Consider the following 19,753-nt stretch of genomic DNA (forward strand, 5'->3'; position numbering starts at 1 on the left):
AAACAGCAAAACGGTATAACCAATAGGGTTATACCGTTTTGCTGTTTTAATATATAATAAAAGCTTTATTTTTTCTTTATTATTTATTTAATATAATTTTATTATAATATGGCCATATTATGTACCTTTGTCAGTTGTAGATTAATGTTGATTTGTTTTTTAATATAAAAATATACTTTAACAAGTCGAAACATTAATTTTTAAAGTATATTACAAAAAGTATTAAATAAAAAAATCATAAAATATAGTGTTATAATGATTAAAGATGTAAGACCAACTTAAAACATTTATTTTATTCTTAAGTAATGCTATAATATAATGTGATTTTAATAATGATAGTGGAGGTTTAAAAATGAGAGTCGAGGCCCCTATAAAAGTAGATCGAAAAACTAAAAAGCTTGCTAAAAGAGTTGAAAGTGGGGAAATAGCAGTTATAAATCATATAGACATAGATGAAGTTGCTGCAAACTCTTTGGTAGAAGCCAAAATAAAACTTGTCATAAATGCGGCTCCTTCTATAAGTGGTAGATATCCTAATAAAGGTCCAGGAATATTGACTGAGAATAATATCTTAATAATTGATAATATTGGAGAAGAATTATTTGAAGAATTAAAAGAAGGACAGACTATAGAAGTTATAGATGGAAAGATATATAGAGAAGGAGAGTTTTTAGGTGCAGGTGAAGTTTTAGATAAGTATGAAGTTTCGTATCAAATAAAGGCTGCTTATGAAAACTTAGCCGTAGAATTAGATAGATTTATAGACAATACTATAGATTATGCTAAAAAAGAAAAAGGATTTATACTTGGTGAAGTAGAAATTCCAAAAGTACAAACTAATTATGCAAATAAGCATGTATTAATAGTTGTAAGAGGTCAGGACTATAAAGAGGATTTAAGTACAATGCTTTCATACATAGAAGAGGTAAAACCTGTTCTAGTTGGTGTTGATGGAGGCGCAGATGCTTTAATTGAGTTTGGATATACTCCAGATGTAATTGTGGGAGATATGGATAGTGTAAGCGATGAAGCTTTAAAAAAAGCTAGTGAAATAGTAGTACATGCTTATACAGATGGTAGAGCACCAGGTCTTAAGAGAGTTCAAGAACTAGGTTTGGATGCAGTTGTATTTCCTGCACCAGGAACTAGTGAAGATATAGCTATGCTTATTGCGTATGAGTATAAAGCAGAGTTAATAGTAGCAGTGGGGACACATTCAAATATGATTGATTTCCTTGAAAAAGGAAGAAAGGGAATGGCAAGTACTTTTCTAGTTAGACTAAAGATAGGTTCTAAGCTTATAGATGCTAAAGGAGTTAACTTGTTATATAGAAGTAAGCTAAAGATAAAGTACATATGGGCGTTAATAGCAACAGCATTATTTCCTGTGCTGGTAGTTGCATCATTGTCACCAGGAGTTCAACAATTTATACAGTTAATGCAATTGAAATTTAAGGTATTATTACAGATGTAAATTTTAGGAGGATAAATATGCATATTAATATGAAATATTATATAGTCACTATTGGGGCTATATTTATAGCTTTGGGTATAGGCATGTTAGTAGGATTTAATTTAAATAATAATCAACAATTAAGCGAGCAGCAAGCAAATATAATAAATGACTTGGATGATAAATTTAATATTTTAAAAGAAAAAAATGATAAACTTGATGTAGATTTAGCAAAGGTAAATAAAGATTATGAAGAAGCAATTAATTTTATAAATAAAAATGTGGACAAGGTTTTAATTGGTTCATTAAGTGGAAAAAGTATAGGAATAATATCAGCTAATGAAAATGATGATTATACAAAAAATATAGAAGATATAATAAACAAATCTAATGGTAGTGTTGCATTTAACATAGTGTTAAAAGAAAATATAACAAATCCAGAAAAATTAAAAGAAATCTCAAGTAAATTAGGTACAGAAATTAAAAATACAAATGATGCAGTTAATTATATAATTGATACCTTGAAAAAGGAAGATGCAAGTGACATTTTGACATATCTTCAAGAACTAGATGTAATAAAATTTAACTCTATTGGTGACACATATCTAAAATATGAATCTGTTGTAATAGCTGGTGGAAATGATGCAAAAGATAATACAAAACAATTTGACAAAATAGAAAAATTTGTAGTTTCAAAAATAAAATCAGAAAATAAATATTTAGTAGAAGTTCAAAATACAGGAGTTAAAACTTCTTATGTAGAATTATATTCTAAAAATAAAGTTGCAACTATAGATAATATTGATGAAGGTGTAGGAAGTGTATCTCTAGCTATGCTTTTACAACAAGGTAATATAGTTGGTAATTTTGGTAGATTAGATACTGCAACTTCATTGTTGCCATCTATAAAATAGAAATAATTTTAAGGAGAGAAAAAATGGATTCTTATATAAGTATAATAATACCAGCTTATAATGAAGAAAGTAGAATAAACTATACATTAGAAAGTATAGTTGGAATTAAAGAAATAAATGAAATAGTAGTTGTAGATGATGGTTCAACAGATAATACTGCTAAGGTTGTATCTGAATTAAAGAATGAAAAAATTAAATTTTTTAAGTTAGATAAAAACAGAGGTAAAGGATATGCTTTAAACTATGGGCTTAAAGTATCAATGAAAAGCGCAAATATTATAGGATTTTTGGATGGAGATCTAGGTAGTTCGGCTAAAGAAATTGAAAAATTAATTGTACCAATATTAAATGGTGAAGCTGATGTTACTATAGCAAAGTTTCCTCCTGCAAAGAAAAAAGGAGGTCTGGGATTTGTAAAAGGTTTAGCTAAAAATTCTGTTTTTGAGATGACAGGAGTTGAACTAGATGCAACTCTGTCAGGTCAAAGAATATTTAAAAGAGAAGTTTTAGAAAAATTTGATGAAATACCTTTTGGATATGGTGTTGAAGTTGGAATGACGATTGATATACTAAAGTATGGTTTTAAAATTAAAGAAGTATTAGTAAACATGACTCATAATGAAACTGGCAGAAATTTAAAAGGATTTATTCATAGAGGCAAGCAGTATTATCATATAAAAAAGGTTTTAGGACAAAAAAAGAAAGAATGGAGGTAGTATCTTAGTGAAAGATTATATACTTTATACCATTTTATTATTAACAGGATTATTTGGAACCTATGCTGCAATACCACTATTTAAAAATTTATTGATAAATGGAAATATACTTAGACCAAACTACAAAAAAGATATGATACCAGTAAGTATGGGAATTGTATTTTTACCTATGCTTGTGATTAATGGAATAATACTTGCATTTTTTACTACAGAATATAGAGATTTAGCATATATATTTATGTTTATGTTTGGTATGATATCCATGTTTTTTGCAGGAATACTAGACGATATTATTGGAAATAGAAATGTAAGTGGTCTAAAAGGTCACTTTAAAAGTTTATTTAAAGGAAGTCTTACAACTGGAGGCTTTAAGGCCTTGTTTGGTGGATTTGTAGGACTTATAGTTTCTGTGTCTATATCAAAAGACATAATAGATATAATAGTAAATACATTAATAATAGCTCTATCAACCAATTTAATGAATCTTTTAGATTTAAGACCAGGAAGAGCAATAAAAGCATATTTATTTATAATGGTGATTGTATTTTTAACATTGACAGGATTTGTTCAAGTTCTTCCACTGCTTATAGTTCCAAATGTACTTGCATACTTTAATTATGATTTAAAGGCAAGAGCAATGATGGGAGATACTGGTTCAAATGTTCTTGGAATGTCTATTGGAATTCTAATTTCTTTTGGATATCCATTTAATATCAGACTGGGATGGTTAATATTTGTAGTTATTATGCATATATTTACCGAAAAATACTCATTGACTAAAATAATAGAAAAAAATAAATTATTAAATTTTATAGATAAGTTGGGAAGGTAGCATTATGATAAGCAAAAGAGTGGGGATTGTTGAGTCAATTGTAAGTCAAACTGAAACGTTGGATGATATAAGAGTAAATATAAATGGAGAAATACAAAGAGCATACAATTATCCAAAACTGTCTGGAGTAGTAGATATAGGGGATGAAGTAGTTTTAAATACAACAGCAGTAGAACTAAGTCTAGGAACTGGTGGATACCATTTTGTAATAACTAATTTAAACAATTTGGAATCTAGTTTAATTGAAGGTGGTCATATAATGAAACTTAGATATACACCACTTCAAATAAAGGTAGACGCTGTTGAGGAACAAGAAAGCATTTATCATGATAAATTTGATGATTTTACAGAGTTAGAAGGCCTTCCTGTTGTAGTAGGAACTCTTCATAGTATGTTAACTCCATTTGTAGCTTCATTTAAAAGAAATAACCCGAATAAGAAACTAGTATATATAATGACTGATGGAGCATCTCTTCCAATTTATTTAAGTAAAAATGTAGATACTTTAAAAGAAAAAAAATTAATAGATAGTACAATAACTATAGGAAATGCATTTGGGGGAGACTATGAGTGTATAAATATATACACTGCATTGATTACAGCAAAAGAAATATTAAAAGCCGATGTAGTATTTGTAAGTATGGGACCAGGAATTGCTGGTACAGGTACTAAATATGGATTTACAGGAATTGAACAAGGTCCAATTCTTGATGCTGTAATAAAGCTTGGAGGACAAGCAATAGCAATTCCAAGAATTAGTTTTGCTGACAAACGAGAAAGGCATCAAGGTATTTCACATCACAGTATGACTGTATTTGAAGAAATTGTAAATGTAAATATAGATATACCAATAACTATATATGATGATGAAAAATTAAAATTTATAAAAGAACAAGTTAAAACTAGTGGTTTAGATAAAAAGCATAATATAATTTATATAGATAATAATAAAACGAAAGAGGATTTAGACTATTTTAATCTAAAAGTAAAAAGTATGGGAAGAAATTATGAGCAAGATGAGGCATTTTTCAAAGCTGCAAGTACAGCAGCATATTACTTAATGGAGGTTTAAGATGGTATTAGAAGAAAAAACTATTAGTAGTGATAGAGTTTATACAGGTAAGGTAATTACTTTAAAGGTCGATACTGTTGAAATTCCAGGACAAGGATATCAAAAGAGGGAATTAGTAGAAGTTGGTGGTGCAGTAGGAATAGTTGCAATTACAGATGATAATAAAGTTGTATTAGTGAAGCAATTTAGAAAACCTATAGAAAAACCAATTTTTGAAATTCCAGCTGGTAAGCTAGAAAAAAATGAAAGTCCTAAAGAATGTGCTGAGAGGGAGCTAAAAGAAGAAACTGGTTATAGTGCAAAAAATATTAAGCTAATACATAAATTTTTCACTTCAGCAGGTTTTTCTAATGAGATAATGTTTGTATATTTGGCAACAGGTCTTACTCCAGGAGAAAATAATCTAGATGCAGATGAATTTTTAGATGTTTACGAAGTTGAACTTGAAGAAGCCTATAATATGGTATTAAAAAATGATGTTGAAGATGCAAAAACTTCTATTGGATTATTATTAGTAAAAGATATGTTTAAAAATTAATATTTATAAAAATGAATAACCCCTTGTCCTACAGCATATTATTTTATAAAGGACAAGGGGGAATAAAATTGAGAAAAACATATAGAAAAAATGATTTTAGAGAATTAAATAGACAAATAATTATTATAGGATTGTTGTTTATGATGTCTATTGTTATTGGGTCCTATATAAATAAAATATTACCAGGTTCTAATGATAATATATTAAACAATATAAATCCTGCTGTAGAGTATTATAATCTAAATATAAATGTAAAAGATACCGTTCTACAAAATTTAAAGTCAGATACAATCTTTATGGGCTCGATAGCTCTATTAAGTCTATTTGTAGTAACAATTCCAGCAGTATTAGTAATTTTTGTCTTAAAGGGAATGTCAATTGGATACACAATAAATAGTTTTATATTGGCATTAAAATTTAAGAGTGCAAAAATGATTTTGATAATATTATTTAAAAATTTGATTATTATTCCATGTGCAATCATATTAACATTAATTAGTTTAAGCTATTTTAAAGAGATGGTTTATGAATTTAAAAAGAAAAATAGAAGAAATATGCAGTTTTTAATTAAGAGGTACATACTAAATATTATAATTATAATAGCACTATCATTGGGGTTGCAATTAATATTAAATACTGTAAGTATTGGTATTATTAAGTTCCTAGTTAAATAAAGGAGTTTATAATGGATATTATAGAGGGATATATAGATTACATAAAAGATAAAAAAAAATTATCAGAGAACACAGTGGCATCATACTTTATGGATATAAAAAAATATATGGAATATATAAATCAAAAAAGCATTAAACTAGTAGATATAGTAGAAAATGATATTATAAGTTATTTAATAAAGTTGGAAAAAGATAATGTATCAATAGCTACAATAGCAAGGATGATATCATCTATAAAATCTTTTCATGATTATTTATTTTTAAATCATGTATGTACAAATAATCCTGCAAAGGATATAAAAAAACCTAAGGTAAAAAAAGAAAATATAAATATACTTACAGAAGAAGAAATTGAAAGATTATTAAATTTTCCTAAGTTAACAACACCTAAATTAATTAGGGACAAGGCTATTTTTGAAGTATTATATGGTACAGGTATAAAAGTATCAGAGCTAGTAGATATGAATGTAGACGATGTTGACTTGGATATTGACTATATATATTGTAGTTCATGCTGTAAAAGCCAAAGAGTGATACCTCTTTGTGATATTACAAAACTTTATTTAGATAAATATTTAAAAGAAGCAAGACCTAAAATAGCTGTAGAAGGTGAAAAGTCATTATTTGTAAGTTCATTAGGACAAAGATTCACACGACAAGGTCTTTGGAAAGTTATAAAAAAATATTCTAATTTAGCTAATATAGATAAAAACATAAATCCTACAATGCTTAGACATTCATTTGCTATTCATCTTTTGAATGAAGGTGCTAACATTGCTGTTGTAAGTAAAATCTTAGGAAATGTTAATTTGTCTAGTTTACAAGTATATTTAAACCACATAGATAAAAACGTGAGAAGAGAAATAAAAGAAAAACATCCTAGAAATGATATTGATATAGAGTTACAAAAAGTAGAAGCTAAATAGACTATATAGCAAATTTTATAATTTAAAAGGAGCATATTTATATGAGCAGAGTAATTTGGATTGTAATTGATAGTGTTGGAATAGGAGCATTGCCTGATGCTGAAAATTTTGGAGACAGTAAGGATGTAAGTACTCTTGGAAATATATTTAAAGAATATCCAGAAATACAAATTCCTAATATGAGAAAATTAGGTATAGGAAATATAGATGGTGTAGATTTTTTTGAAGATGAAAAAGAGCCAATAGGATGCTTTGGAAAATGTAAGGAAATGTCTCAAGGAAAAGATACTACTACTGGTCACTGGGAAATGACTGGGATAATAGTTGATAAACCTTTTAAAACATTTGAACATGGATTTTCAAAAGAAATTATAGAAGAGTTTGAGAAAAAAACTGGAAGAAAAGTAGTAGGAAATAAGCCAGCTTCAGGGACTGTGATAATTGATGAATATGGAGAACATCAAATAAAAACTGGAGATGTAATAGTATATACTTCAGCTGATAGTGTATTTCAAATAGCAGCTAATGAAGAGGTGATTCCACTAGAAGAGTTGTATAGTATGTGTAAAATAGCTAGAGAAATAATGATGGGTGATAATGCAGTGGCTAGAGTAATTGCCAGACCATTTATAGGTAAAAAAACAGGTGAATTTGTTAGAACTTCAAATAGAAGAGATTATTCACTGGACCCATTTGAACCAACTGTACTTGATAATATAAAAGAATCAGGTCTTGAAGTATTAGCTGTTGGAAAAATAGAAGATATTTTTAATGGTAAAGGAATTACAGAAGCTATTCATACTAAAAGTAATATGGATGGAGTAGATGAAACTTTAAAATATATGAAACAAGATAATAAAGGCTTGATATATTCAAACCTTGTTGATTTTGATTCAAAATATGGTCATAGAAGAGACCCAGAAGGATATAAGAAAGCACTTGAAGAGTTTGATAATAGGCTTCCTGAGATAATGAGCAATATGAGGGAAGATGATATTCTTATAATTAATGCAGACCATGGAAATGACCCAACATATAAAGGTACAGACCATACAAGAGAATATATTCCAGTAATGATTTATGGTAGTAAGATTAAAAAAGGATTTAATTTAGGAATAAAAGATACTTTTGCTGATATTGGAGCAACTGTTGCAGATATATTGGATGTAAAACTGCCTAAACATGGAACGAGTTTTAAAAAAGATTTATTTTAAATATTAAATAGAAGATAAATATATAAGCTAATAAAAATTATCTTAATAGAATGAATGGAGGGATTGGAATGTTTGAAAAGATAGAACAAAGTAGTAAATTTATAAATTCTAAAATTAATATAAAGCCTAAAGTTGGTCTAATATTAGGTTCTGGGCTTGGTGATTTAGCAAATGATATAGAAGATTCTGTCATAATTAAATATAGCGAAATTCCAAATTTCCCTGTTTCAACAGTAGAAGGACATGCTGGGCAACTTGTTATTGGAAAGCTTGCAGGAAAAGAAGTAATTGCTATGCAAGGAAGATTTCATTACTATGAAGGTTATTCTCAAAAAGAAGCCACTTTTCCAGTTAGAGTTATGAAAGCTCTTGGAGTCGAAATTATTGTAGTAACTAATGCTGCTGGTGGCGTAAATAAGCAATTTAAACCAGGGGATTTGATGATTATAAGAGACCATATAAATTTTAGTGGTAGTAATCCATTAGTAGGAAAAAATGATGATAGACTTGGAGATAGATTTCCAGATATGTCAGATGCATATTCATGTAAATATATAGATATAGTTAAAGAGTGTGCTAAAGAATACAATATAGATGTAAAAGAAGGTGTATATATGTTCTTTAGTGGGCCTAATTATGAAACACCAGCAGAAGTAAGAATGGCTCAAATATTGGGGGCTGATGCAGTTGGAATGTCAACAGTTCCAGAAGTTATAGTAGCAGGACATTCTAATATTGATGTTATTGGTATATCTTGTATAACTAATATGGCTGCTGGTATCTTAAATCAACCACTAAGTCATGAAGAAGTTATACAAACTACTCAAAAAGTCAAATCAGAGTTTTTGAACTTAGTTAAGAGTACAGTTAAGAATTTATAGAGGATTTAAGTAAATTTATTATAAAATAGATAATGTACAATTTGAAAATAATTAATAAGGAGCTGTCTTGATATAGAAAAGTATTTCTAATAAGAGACAGTTTTTTATAATATTATAATATATAAATATGTTTATAAATTTATTTACATTATTACAGGTTAGAATGGAGATTTCAAGTATGAGAATGTATGATATTATAAAAAAAAAGAGAGATAATTTAGAACTTAGCAAAGAAGAGATAAATTACTTTATAGAAAACTATTCTAAAGGAGATATACCTGACTATCAAGCTTCTGCACTATTAATGTCTATTTATTTAAATAAGATGAATAGACAAGAAACTGTATATCTTACAGAGGCAATGATGCACTCTGGTGATATGATAGAGCTTTCAGATATCGATGGTATAAAAGTAGATAAACACAGTACAGGTGGTGTCGGAGATAAGACTACAATAGCTCTTATACCTTTAGTTGCTTCATGTGGAGCACCAGTTGCAAAAATGTCTGGAAGAGGTCTCGGGCATACTGGAGGAACTATTGATAAATTGGAAGCTATACCAGGTTTTTCTACAGAAATGGATATAAATAAATTTATTGATTCTGTAAACAAGCATAAAATAGCAGTTTGTGGTCAAAGTGCAAAGGTAGCAATTGCAGATAAAAAAATCTATGCTCTTAGGGATGTTACAGCAACTGTAGACAATATATCATTGATAGCATCTAGTGTAATGTCTAAAAAGCTAGCTTCCGGAGCTGATGCAATCGTATTAGATGTGAAAACTGGAAATGGGGCATTTATGAAGACTTTAGAGGAGTCTTTTGAATTGGCAAAAGCTATGGTTGATATAGGTGTTGGTATGAATAAAGATACCATAGGAATTGTGACAGATATGGATGAACCTCTAGGCTTTGCTGTTGGGAACTCTTTAGAGGTTATAGAAGCAATTGAAACCTTAAAAGGAAATGGACCAAAAGACCTTGTTGAATTATGTGAAGTTTTAGGAGCATATATGCTGGTTTTAGCAAAAGTTGCATGTAACTTTAATGATGGTATTGAAAAGATACAAGAATCAATAAAATCTGGTAGAGCTATAGATAAACTTAAAGAGTTCATAGAAAATCAAGGTGGAAATAAAGATATAGTTGATGATTATTCTCTATTTAAAGAATCAAAGTATAAGTATCCAATCAAATCAGATAAATCTGGGTATATAAGTAAGATTAAGGCAGAAGATATAGGCATATCAGCTATGATTCTTGGAGCTGGTAGAGAAACTAAAGATGATATTTTAGATTTATCAGCAGGAATAATTTTAGAAAAAAAAGTTGGAGATTATGTAAAAAAGGGTGAAGTTTTAGCATATATGCACTATGATGATGAGAAAAAACTTACATTAGCAAAGGATAGATTCGTCAATTCATATTCTATTGTAGATGAAGAAATAGAAAAAAATAAATTAGTATATGGTATTGTAACTAAAGATGAAATTAAAAAATTTTAGAAAATTTTAGAAAAAGTGATTATAAAAAGCCTAACATGTTAAAAATAGTGTTAGGTTTTTTATTTTTTTGAAAAGTTTGAGAAGTATTAAATATATAATAATAAAAATATATTTTAAAGTATTTTTTTATAATATAAATAAGTTTATTCGACAAGATGATTGAAAATTACAGTGCTTAGTTTTATAATAGAAAATGGACAAATATACATAAGGAGTAGATTATATTATGAATTTTAAAAAAAATAGATTGAAAATAGTAGCATTAATAGTTGTTATTTTAATTGTTGTGGTAGGTATATTTGTGTCTATGCAAATAGGTCCTTATGACAAAAATAACAAAGAAGATGTAATTATTGACATTCCAAGTGGAGCATCAGTTGGAAAAATATCTGACATACTATATGAAAATAAATTAATAAAAAATGAATTATTGTTTAAATTGATAGTAAAAGTAAGTAATAAGGCACCATCTATAAAATCAGGAACATATTTACTTAATCAATCGTATTCAAATAATGATATAATAAGCCTTTTAGCTTCAGGAAAAATATATCATGATGGTGTAAAAGTAACTATTCCAGAAGGGTCTACATCTAAAGAAATTATATCAATATTAGTAAATAAAAACTTAGGAGATAAAACTACCTTTGAAAATCTAATAAAAAAACCTCAAGAGTTTTATGACAAGTTTACATTTTTAAAAGAAGATGGAATAACTTCTTTAGAGGGATTTTTGTATCCAGAAACATATTATTTTAATTCAAAGAAACAATCAGAGGAAGATATTTTAAATGAAATGTTAAACGTATTTGATAGTAAATATACAGACAAATTTAAAAAGAAACAAAAAGAATCAAAGATGACTCTTCAAGAAGTAATGGAGATGGCTTCAATAATTGAAAAAGAAGCTGTACTTGATAAAGATAGACCAATAATTGCAAGTGTATTTTACAATAGACTTAAAGTAGGTATGCCTCTTCAATCAGATGCAACAATACAATATATATTTGAAGAAAGAAAGAAAATTGTAACTTATAATGATTTAAAAATTGATTCACCATATAATAGTTACAAAAATAAAGGATTACCTCCTACACCAATATCAAATCCTGGTATAAAATCTATTGAGGCAGCACTTTACCCAGATAAAACAGATTACTTGTATTTTGTAGCAAAGATTGATGGAGGAAATAACTATAGTACAAACTATCAAGACCATTTAAAATATGTTAAAGAGTACAAGGAAGCGAGAGATAAACAAGGTAAAGATACAAAAACAACAAATAATGAAAATACCACAAAATAAACAATGATTATAAAAAGTCTAACAGGGTAAGAATAATGTTGGGCTTTTTTATTGAAAATTGTTATTCTTAGATTTATAATAAAGAAAGTGTAAATATACAGAGCAATATGAATTTAAAAAATAATAAATTAAGACAAAATTTTGATGTTTATTATTTTAGGGAGTGTTTTTATGAGTAATATAGTTAATGACTTGGTTGAAGATTATATAAGAGTAACATTAAAAGAAAAAGAAGGACTTTTAAAAGATTTGGAAATTTATGCTGAAGAAAATAGTGTTCCTATAATACACAAAGAAGTTTCAGACTTGTTAAAAGTTTTATTAAAGATTCAAAAGCCGAAAAGAGTTTTAGAAGTAGGATGTGCAATTGGTTATTCTTCTATTTTCTTTGCAACAATCATAGGAAAAGGTGCAGATATAATAACTGTTGAAAGAAGCGAAAAAATGATAGAAAAAGCAAAAGAAAATATAAAATTAGCTGGATTTGAAAATAATATAACTATACTAGAAGGAGATGCAGAAGAAAAATTGAGTCAAATCCAAGGTGAATTTGACCTTATATTTATAGATGCAGCAAAAGGTCAATACAAGCTATTTTTTGATTTAGTTATAGATAAGCTAAAAGATGGTGGACTATTAGTTTCTGATAATATTTTATATAAAGGAATGGTTGCACATGATGATTTTGTTGTAAGAAGAAAGAAAACCATAGTAAAAAGAATGAGAAATTATTTAGATTATATATGTAATTGTGATTATTTGAGTACATCATTGATACCAATCGGAGATGGTGTGGCATTAAGTTATAAAGAAAGTAAAAGAGGTGACGTAGATGGAATTAAATAAAGTTGAACTTTTAGCTCCAGCAGGTGATTTGGAGAGATTAAAAATAGCTATAACATATGGAGCAGACGCTGTCTATATAGGTGGAGAAATCTTTGGAATGAGGTCTGCTGCAAAAAACTTTAGTAAAGAAGATATGGCAGAAGGTGTAGCTTTTGCACATGAGAGAGGGAAGAAAGTCTTTGTAACAGTAAATATAATACCTCACAATGAAGATTTCCTACAATTAGAAGCTTATTTATTGGAGTTAGAAGAGATAGGAATAGATGCAGTTATAATAGCTGACCCAGGTGTTCTTAGTGTAATTAAAAAAGTAATTCCAAATATGGAAATACATTTAAGTACACAAGCAAATACAACTAATTATCTTAGTGCCAATTTTTGGTATGAACATGGAATAAAAAGAGTTGTAGTGGCAAGAGAATTATCATTTGATGAAATATCTGAAATAAGAGCTAAAACACCTTTAGATATGGATATAGAAGCTTTTATGCATGGAGCTATGTGTATCTCTTACTCAGGAAGATGTTTGATAAGTAATTATATGACTGGAAGAGATGCAAACAAAGGTTCTTGTGCTCAATCTTGCAGATGGCAATATCATTTAGTTGAAGAAAAAAGACCTGGTGAATATTTCCCTATATATGAGGATGAAAGAGGTACATTCTTTTTTAACTCAAAAGATTTGTGTATGATAGAATACATACCAGAATTAATTAAATCTGGTATAACAAGCTTAAAAATAGAAGGAAGAATGAAGACATCATATTACGTAGCAACAGTTGTAAGAGCATATAGAATGGCAATAGATGAATTTTATAAGGACCCTGAAAACTGGAAATTTAATCCTATGTGGATGGAAGAGTTGAAGAAAGGGAGCCATAGACATTTCACATCAGGTTTTTACTTGAATAAGCCAACAACAGAAGACCAAAATTATCAATCAGCATCATATGTTAGAAACTATGATTTTATAGGTATAGTTAGAGAGACAGAGGATGAAAATGGGCTTATTGTAGTTGAACAGAGAAATAAAATGTGTGTTGGTGATGAAATAGAAGTTATGGGACCTTATAAAGAAACTATGTTTACTAAAATAGAAGAAATGTACAACGAAGAAGGAGAGCCTATAGAATCAGCTCCTCACCCTAGACAGATAGTTAAGTTAAAACTATCTGTAAAAGTTGAGAAAGATTATATGCTTAGAAAAGTTATAGAAGAAAAAGTTGAAGAGTAATAAAAATTTAATAAAAATAGTATTAGCCCCTTAGAAATTGTCAATAATGAAATTATCTAAGGGGTGATTTCATGTCAAAAAAGAAGACTCCATTTTTTAAAAAAGTGGGAAAGAGAAGCTGGTATATATTTACTATAATTTTAATAATTTATAGTGGTTTAATATATAGGCTAGTTGATATACAGGTATTAAAAGGTGATAAGTACAAAAAAAATGTTGAATCGCAGAGTGTTGAGAAAGTAGAGTTAAATAGTGGACGAGGCATAATTTATGATAGAAATAATAAGAAACTTACAGATACAAGTAAAGTTCAGATTTTAGTTGTTGAGAAAGAAAAATTAAATAACAACTATAAAATACTGGAACTTGTTAAGAAGGCTACGAAGATGGATGATTTGGAAATATATAAAATTATACAAGAACAATTGGCACATCCTATAATACAAATTCAGACCGAAAATATTGATAATAGCATGAAAAAACAACTTGAGAAGAATGGTATAATGTTAGAAGAAAAGACTATGCGATATTCACAGGATGGTTTATTATCACATACAATAGGTTATATAAAAGATGATGATAAATCAGGTCAATTGGGGATAGAAAAAAGTATGGATAGTGTGCTTAGAAACTCAAATGAAAAATATATAAGTGCCTTTAAAGCAGGAGATGCGGGAAACGAAAAATCTCTAAATATTTTAAAGGGAAGTGTAAAAACAATTGATGAAAAAGATAAAGATAAACATTTAAAAACTACTATTGATTATGATATTCAAAAAAATTTAGAGCAAATACTAAATAAAGAAGAAAATCCAACAGCAGCAGTGATTTCAGACGTATCTACAGGTGAAATTCTTGCTATGTGTTCTAGACCTAATTTTGACCAAAATAACATAGCAAAGAGTTTAAAGAGTAAAAATGGAGAATTTGAGAATAGAGTCATAAAATCGACATATCCGCCAGGTTCTGTGTTTAAGATGGTAGTACTATTTTCTGCGCTTGAAAATGGAGTTGTAGATGAGAATTATACCTATAATTGCAAAGGTAAAACTAAAGTTGGAAATAGTAATGAAATATTGCGATGCAATAAACTAGATGGACATGGTCTTCAATCCTTACAGCAAACTTTTTCTAATTCATGTAATCCAGCATTTTTAGATATAGCAATGAAAGTTGGTAAAGAGAAGATATTAAAATCTGCTGAAAAATTACATTTATTTGAAAAGGTTGATATTGGTCTTGATGAAGAACGAATTAGAGAAGCTCCAAAAAATATATCAATACGTAATTTAGCTATAGGTCAAGAAAATATAGAATTTACACCACTCCAAATAAATCAAATGACCCAGATAATAGCTAATAATGGAACATTTGAACCATTATATTTATATAAAAGTCTTGTAAATAATGATATGGAGACAGTAAAAACCTATAAGTCTTCAAAAAAAGAAGAAATTATTTCTCCTTATGTATGCACACAAGTAAAAGAAATTATGAAATCTGTTTCTAAAGTTGGAACAGCTAAAGTCCTAAAGGATTTAGAAGGAGGATGTGGGGTAAAAACTGGTACAGCTCAAAGTAGTCTGAATAAAAAGCCAATAGATCATGGTTGGATAACTGGATTTTATCCAGAGAAAAGACCTAAGTATGTAATAACTGTGCTAGTAGAAGGAACTCAAAAGGAAAGTAAATCAGCAATACCTATATTTAAAGAAATATGTGAAAGTATAAAATAAAGTCATGTATTATAAAATTTAAGGATATATCGTAATTTTAATTTTTAGGCAAGTTGTTTTGTCTAATGTTATACGATATATCCTTCTAAAAATATAATATTAATTTTCTTGAACAAGCTCTTTTTCTAGTTTTTTAAGAGCTTTTTTTTCGATTCTGGACACATATGATCTAGAGATATCAAGTCTTTGTGCTATTTCTCTTTGAGTTTTATACCCATAAGGAGTTAACCCGTATCTTAACTGGACAATTTCTCTTTCTCTAGGAGTAAGGATTTTGTTAAGTTGTTCATATAGTTTTCCAACTTGAACTTTTAACTCAACTTCGTCAAGAACATAGTTGACATCTGTACCAAGTATATCCAAAAGACTTATTTCATTACCTTCTTTATCTGTTCCGATAGGGTCTTGTAGAGATACTTGTGATTTGTTTTTTTTGTTAGATCTGATATTCATTAAAATTTCATTTTCAATACATCTAGAAGCGTATGTTGCCAGTCGAGTTCCTTTATCTATATTATAAGTTTCTATAGCTTTTATTAATCCTATTGTACCTATAGATATTAAATCATCTTGATCCTCTGTCGAATTGTTATATTTTTTTGCGATATAAGCTACTAATCTCATGTTTCTTTCAATCAATATATCTTTTGCACTTTTATCATTTTCTATTTTAAATTTAGTTAAATACTCAATCTCTTCTTCAGGGGTTAAGGGTTTTTCAAAAGATTTAAGCGCTGCCAATAAGTCACCCCCCTTTTTAACGGTCACTTTAAATTATATGAAGGAGACTTATCCAAGTTGACTGTTATTCAATAAAATAATATGTATACTGTTAGAATTTAAAACATATATTTACAAACTTTTGGCTGTAATATAACATTAAAAAGAAGAATTTAAGTTTAATTTTTTGTTGAATATATAAAAAATAAGACGGATAAATTATTAGTTTATTTGGTATAAATTGAATTTTAGATGTCAATAAATAAAAGGGAGAAAGATATGATTATAAATAGCGAAACAAAGCTTATATGTCTTTTAGGACATCCAGTGAAACAAAGCTTTTCACCAATCATGCATAACTACTTATTTGAAAAATACAAACAAAATAATGTTTATGTATGCTTTGATGTAGAGCCAAAAGACTTATGGAAAACAGTAGAGTCCATAAAAAGTATGGGGATAGAGGGTTGTAATGTGACAATACCTCATAAGGTAAATATAATTAAATACTTGGATTATATTGAATACAAAGCAAAATTAGTTGGAGCAGTTAATACGATTAAGAATGAAGGAGGTAGATTAAAAGGATATAATACTGATGGAGTTGGATTTGTAAAAGCTGTAATTGAAAATGGGTTTGACCTAAAAGACAAAAAGGTCATGATATTAGGTTGTGGAGGTTCGTGTAGAAGTATTGCTATTGAACTTGCATTTAACAATGTAAAATCTATAGAAATAAGAAATAGAAGTATAGATAAAGCAAGGGAAATATCAAATATAATAAAATCCAGTTTTAAATTAGATGTAGTCTATAGCACTAAAGAAGTTGATAAAAATGATTTAAGCAAAATTGATATACTTATAAATACTACACCAATAGGTATGGGGAATAACTTATGTCCAATAGATGAATCATTGATTCCAAGCAAAAAAATACTAGTATGTGATATAGTATACAAGCCTCATGAAACAAGCCTTATAAAATGGGCGAGAAAATACAATTTAGATGTTATATTTGGAATTGATATGTTAATAAATCAAGGTCTAAGTGCATTTTGTATATGGACTGGAATAAAGTTAGATAGTAATGAAAATAGTTGTATAAAAGAGCTTTATGAAAAGAATTTATAACTAAATCCTTAAGATTTAATCTATAGAATAAAAATATTAATGAGAGGTTTTTTATTATTGAAAACGAAAAAGAGTGGTTTTATATCAATTGAATGTATAATGAGTATCGCCATATTATATGTAGCTGTGTATTTGGTATCTACATCTTTATATAACTGCTATAGTTTTATTAGTAAAAATGTATCCAATAGAGAAATGTTAAATATTGCAAAGAAATACTTGGAAGATGAGAAATATAAAATAAAAAATAATGAATATCAATTGACTGAGGATGAAATAAATAAAAACTACATAAAAGGTTATGAGATAAATAGCACAGTGAAACAAATTTTAAACTATTATCAATGTTATGAGATAAATATGGAAATTAAGAGTGATTTAAAACAATTAAGATTTAAGAGTTATGTTACGAAATAATAAAGGTTCTATATTAATAATAACATTGATAATATTTTCTATTATAAGCACTGTATGTATTATGTGTATAGGTTTAATTTATAGTAATGATAACTTATTTGAATTAGAATATAAAGATGCTAAGTTAAGGGAAGTTTCTTTAAGTGGTATAGAAATATCAATAAGTAATGTTCTTTGCTGTGTGGAAGAAGCTATTAATATATCTAATAATGAAGAAGAATTTAGAGACTATTTCTTAGGAAATAATATGATTGATTGTATAAAAAAAATAAAAGATATATCTTATAGTAATTTAGAAGAAGTTCATTTAAAAATAGAAAACAATACTATATATGACAAAGGAGATTTTTTTGAATTTGACATAACAAGTACAGCTAGAGAGAAAGACTTTTTAAAAGTAATAAAAGTGAGCGTGAAAATTAAAAATCCATGGGTAGGAGTTGATATTAAAGATTATACAGAGGCTGATTATAGTGATAAAGATTCTATTGAAACATCTGATGAGTCTAAATCGTTTGACCAAATAGAACTTTCAACTATATTTGAGACTGACAGTAAAGATTTTGATAATCAAAACACTAATGGAGAAGAAGAAATCGACCAAGAGATAATAGAAAATATAAAAAAGAACTTTGATGAAAAAAACTTAGTATATATATATAAGTATAGGGGTGTATAACTTTGAAAAAAGAAGGAATGTGACTGTAATAGAATTAGTAGTATCCATAAGTATAATACTATTGATAACTACAATATGTTTTCCAAAAGATAATCTTGAAAATCATAAAATAAATTTATTTGCACGTCAACTTTGTTCAGATATAAGGTATGTTAGACGAATTAATATGTTTAGCAACTACAATACATATATATACTATATAAAACAAAAGGAACAAGAAGGATATGTATTGAGAAAAGATGGCAAAGATGTTAAATCCATAGTACTGCCTAGAAATGTAAGAATCGCAAGAAGTATTGAAACTATAAAATTTAAATCTGATGGCTCACCTCAAAGAGCAACTACAATAGAGATATATAATGGTAGATTAAATAAAACTATAACAATAACACCTGTAAGTGGAAGAGTACTTTTGAAAGAGGGAAAATATGAAACGTAAATGTGGATATTTACTTTTAGAAAGTGCAGTATCTTTAACTGTAATTGTAGTACTGGTGATAACTTTATATTCTATATTTACACTTACAATGAATTTAAAAGTTAAAATAGAAGATAAAATGGAGTTACAACAACAAAGTATTGAAATTACAAAATCTATAGAAGGAATCATTAGTAATTCTAAGGGGATAATAAATTTATCTTCTAATGATGAAGGTTTAAAAAAAATGACATCCATAAAATGTAGATATATAGATGAAAATACAACTTATAATGAAGAATATACAAGCAACAAAGAAATTATATTAAATGAGAGACGAAATAAGTTGTTTGTAAATTCTTTAAATGGTGAAAGTAGTCAAGCTGGTGGATATGAAATTGGTGATTATGTAGATGAAATGTATGTCTCAATGTCTAATAATGGAGAATATATTAATATAATATTGAAATTATCAAAACGTAATCAAAGATATGAAACTGAGTTTAAAGTAAAAGTATGGAATTTTATTAAAAATGTGTAAT

Annotated in this window: 21 protein-coding genes; 20 read left to right on the top strand and 1 reads right to left on the bottom strand. The window is 27.8% G+C overall.

Features of this window, described 5'->3' with window-relative positions; translation table 11 throughout:
• The first annotated feature begins 352 nt into the window (after positions 1 to 352).
• The 15 genes from steA (at position 353) to IC219_RS11865 (ending at position 15,846) form a co-directional block, all read left to right on the top strand.
• Positions 353 to 1,474, top strand: a complete 1,122-nt coding sequence (gene steA, locus IC219_RS11795; RefSeq protein WP_227434135.1) for a putative cytokinetic ring protein SteA — start codon at positions 353 to 355, stop codon at positions 1,472 to 1,474.
• A 17-nt stretch (positions 1,475 to 1,491) separates the two neighbouring features.
• Positions 1,492 to 2,367, top strand: a complete 876-nt coding sequence (locus IC219_RS11800; protein WP_227434136.1) for a copper transporter — start codon at positions 1,492 to 1,494, stop codon at positions 2,365 to 2,367.
• A 23-nt stretch (positions 2,368 to 2,390) separates the two neighbouring features.
• Positions 2,391 to 3,083 (top strand): glycosyltransferase family 2 protein, encoded by a 693-nt coding sequence (locus IC219_RS11805; protein WP_227434137.1) that lies wholly within the window; start codon positions 2,391 to 2,393, stop codon positions 3,081 to 3,083.
• 7 nt (positions 3,084 to 3,090) lie between these two features.
• Positions 3,091 to 3,915 (top strand): glycosyl transferase, encoded by an 825-nt coding sequence (locus IC219_RS11810; protein WP_227434138.1) that lies wholly within the window; start codon positions 3,091 to 3,093, stop codon positions 3,913 to 3,915.
• 4 nt (positions 3,916 to 3,919) lie between these two features.
• Positions 3,920 to 4,987: a DUF3866 family protein gene (locus IC219_RS11815; protein WP_227434139.1), complete on the top strand. Its 1,068-nt coding sequence runs from the start codon at positions 3,920 to 3,922 to the stop codon at positions 4,985 to 4,987.
• Between the two features lies 1 nt (position 4,988).
• Entirely contained in the window at positions 4,989 to 5,525 is a 537-nt protein-coding gene (locus IC219_RS11820) for an NUDIX hydrolase (protein ID WP_227434140.1), read from the top strand.
• Between the two features lie 68 nt (positions 5,526 to 5,593).
• Positions 5,594 to 6,199 carry a stage II sporulation protein M gene (locus tag IC219_RS11825; protein ID WP_227434141.1) on the top strand — a complete coding sequence of 202 codons (606 nt, stop codon included), beginning with the start codon at positions 5,594 to 5,596 and terminating at the stop codon, positions 6,197 to 6,199.
• 11 nt (positions 6,200 to 6,210) lie between these two features.
• Positions 6,211 to 7,125: a tyrosine-type recombinase/integrase gene (locus IC219_RS11830; protein WP_227831233.1), complete on the top strand. Its 915-nt coding sequence runs from the start codon at positions 6,211 to 6,213 to the stop codon at positions 7,123 to 7,125.
• Positions 7,126 to 7,166: 41 nt separating this feature from the next.
• On the top strand, positions 7,167 to 8,339 hold the full coding sequence (locus tag IC219_RS11835) for a phosphopentomutase (protein ID WP_227434143.1): 1,173 nt from the start codon (positions 7,167 to 7,169) through the stop codon (positions 8,337 to 8,339).
• A gap of 68 nt (positions 8,340 to 8,407) precedes the next feature.
• The gene (locus IC219_RS11840; protein WP_227831232.1) at positions 8,408 to 9,220 is read left to right on the top strand and encodes a purine-nucleoside phosphorylase; all 813 of its coding nucleotides are present in this window, start codon (positions 8,408 to 8,410) and stop codon (positions 9,218 to 9,220) included.
• A gap of 178 nt (positions 9,221 to 9,398) precedes the next feature.
• The gene (locus IC219_RS11845) at positions 9,399 to 10,724 is read left to right on the top strand and encodes a pyrimidine-nucleoside phosphorylase (RefSeq protein WP_227831231.1); all 1,326 of its coding nucleotides are present in this window, start codon (positions 9,399 to 9,401) and stop codon (positions 10,722 to 10,724) included.
• A gap of 226 nt (positions 10,725 to 10,950) precedes the next feature.
• On the top strand, positions 10,951 to 12,030 hold the full coding sequence (gene mltG / locus IC219_RS11850) for an endolytic transglycosylase MltG (protein WP_227482211.1): 1,080 nt from the start codon (positions 10,951 to 10,953) through the stop codon (positions 12,028 to 12,030).
• A 171-nt stretch (positions 12,031 to 12,201) separates the two neighbouring features.
• On the top strand, positions 12,202 to 12,876 hold the full coding sequence (locus tag IC219_RS11855) for an O-methyltransferase (protein WP_227434147.1): 675 nt from the start codon (positions 12,202 to 12,204) through the stop codon (positions 12,874 to 12,876).
• The gene (locus tag IC219_RS11860; protein ID WP_227482212.1) at positions 12,863 to 14,110 is read left to right on the top strand and encodes a peptidase U32 family protein; all 1,248 of its coding nucleotides are present in this window, start codon (positions 12,863 to 12,865) and stop codon (positions 14,108 to 14,110) included. Before IC219_RS11855 ends, IC219_RS11860 begins: the two co-directional genes overlap by 14 nt.
• Positions 14,111 to 14,181: 71 nt before the next feature.
• The gene (locus tag IC219_RS11865; protein ID WP_227482213.1) at positions 14,182 to 15,846 is read left to right on the top strand and encodes a peptidoglycan D,D-transpeptidase FtsI family protein; all 1,665 of its coding nucleotides are present in this window, start codon (positions 14,182 to 14,184) and stop codon (positions 15,844 to 15,846) included.
• 99 nt (positions 15,847 to 15,945) lie between these two features.
• On the opposite strand, the gene sigK is transcribed toward IC219_RS11865, so the two are convergent.
• The gene (sigK, locus tag IC219_RS11870; protein WP_227434150.1) at positions 15,946 to 16,587 is read right to left on the bottom strand and encodes an RNA polymerase sporulation sigma factor SigK; all 642 of its coding nucleotides are present in this window, start codon (positions 16,585 to 16,587) and stop codon (positions 15,946 to 15,948) included.
• 258 nt (positions 16,588 to 16,845) lie between these two features.
• Here sigK and aroE point away from each other — a divergent pair, with 258 nt between their 5' ends.
• The 5 genes from aroE to IC219_RS11895 are packed head-to-tail and all read left to right on the top strand — an operon-like array spanning position 16,846 to position 19,752.
• Entirely contained in the window at positions 16,846 to 17,697 is an 852-nt protein-coding gene (gene aroE, locus IC219_RS11875; RefSeq protein WP_227831230.1) for a shikimate dehydrogenase, read from the top strand.
• A gap of 57 nt (positions 17,698 to 17,754) precedes the next feature.
• A complete protein-coding gene (locus tag IC219_RS11880; protein ID WP_227823637.1) occupies positions 17,755 to 18,114 on the top strand; it encodes a hypothetical protein in 360 nt (119 codons plus the stop codon).
• On the top strand, positions 18,101 to 18,793 hold the full coding sequence (locus IC219_RS11885) for a hypothetical protein (protein ID WP_227831229.1): 693 nt from the start codon (positions 18,101 to 18,103) through the stop codon (positions 18,791 to 18,793). Before IC219_RS11880 ends, IC219_RS11885 begins: the two co-directional genes overlap by 14 nt.
• Positions 18,794 to 18,812: 19 nt before the next feature.
• On the top strand, positions 18,813 to 19,232 hold the full coding sequence (locus IC219_RS11890) for a hypothetical protein (protein WP_227434154.1): 420 nt from the start codon (positions 18,813 to 18,815) through the stop codon (positions 19,230 to 19,232).
• Positions 19,222 to 19,752 carry a hypothetical protein gene (locus IC219_RS11895; RefSeq protein WP_227831228.1) on the top strand — a complete coding sequence of 177 codons (531 nt, stop codon included), beginning with the start codon at positions 19,222 to 19,224 and terminating at the stop codon, positions 19,750 to 19,752. Before IC219_RS11890 ends, IC219_RS11895 begins: the two co-directional genes overlap by 11 nt.
• Position 19,753: the final 1 nt, after the last annotated feature.

The organism is Clostridioides sp. ES-W-0018-02 (assembly GCF_020658175.1).
GTDB lineage: Bacteria > Bacillota > Clostridia > Peptostreptococcales > Peptostreptococcaceae > Clostridioides.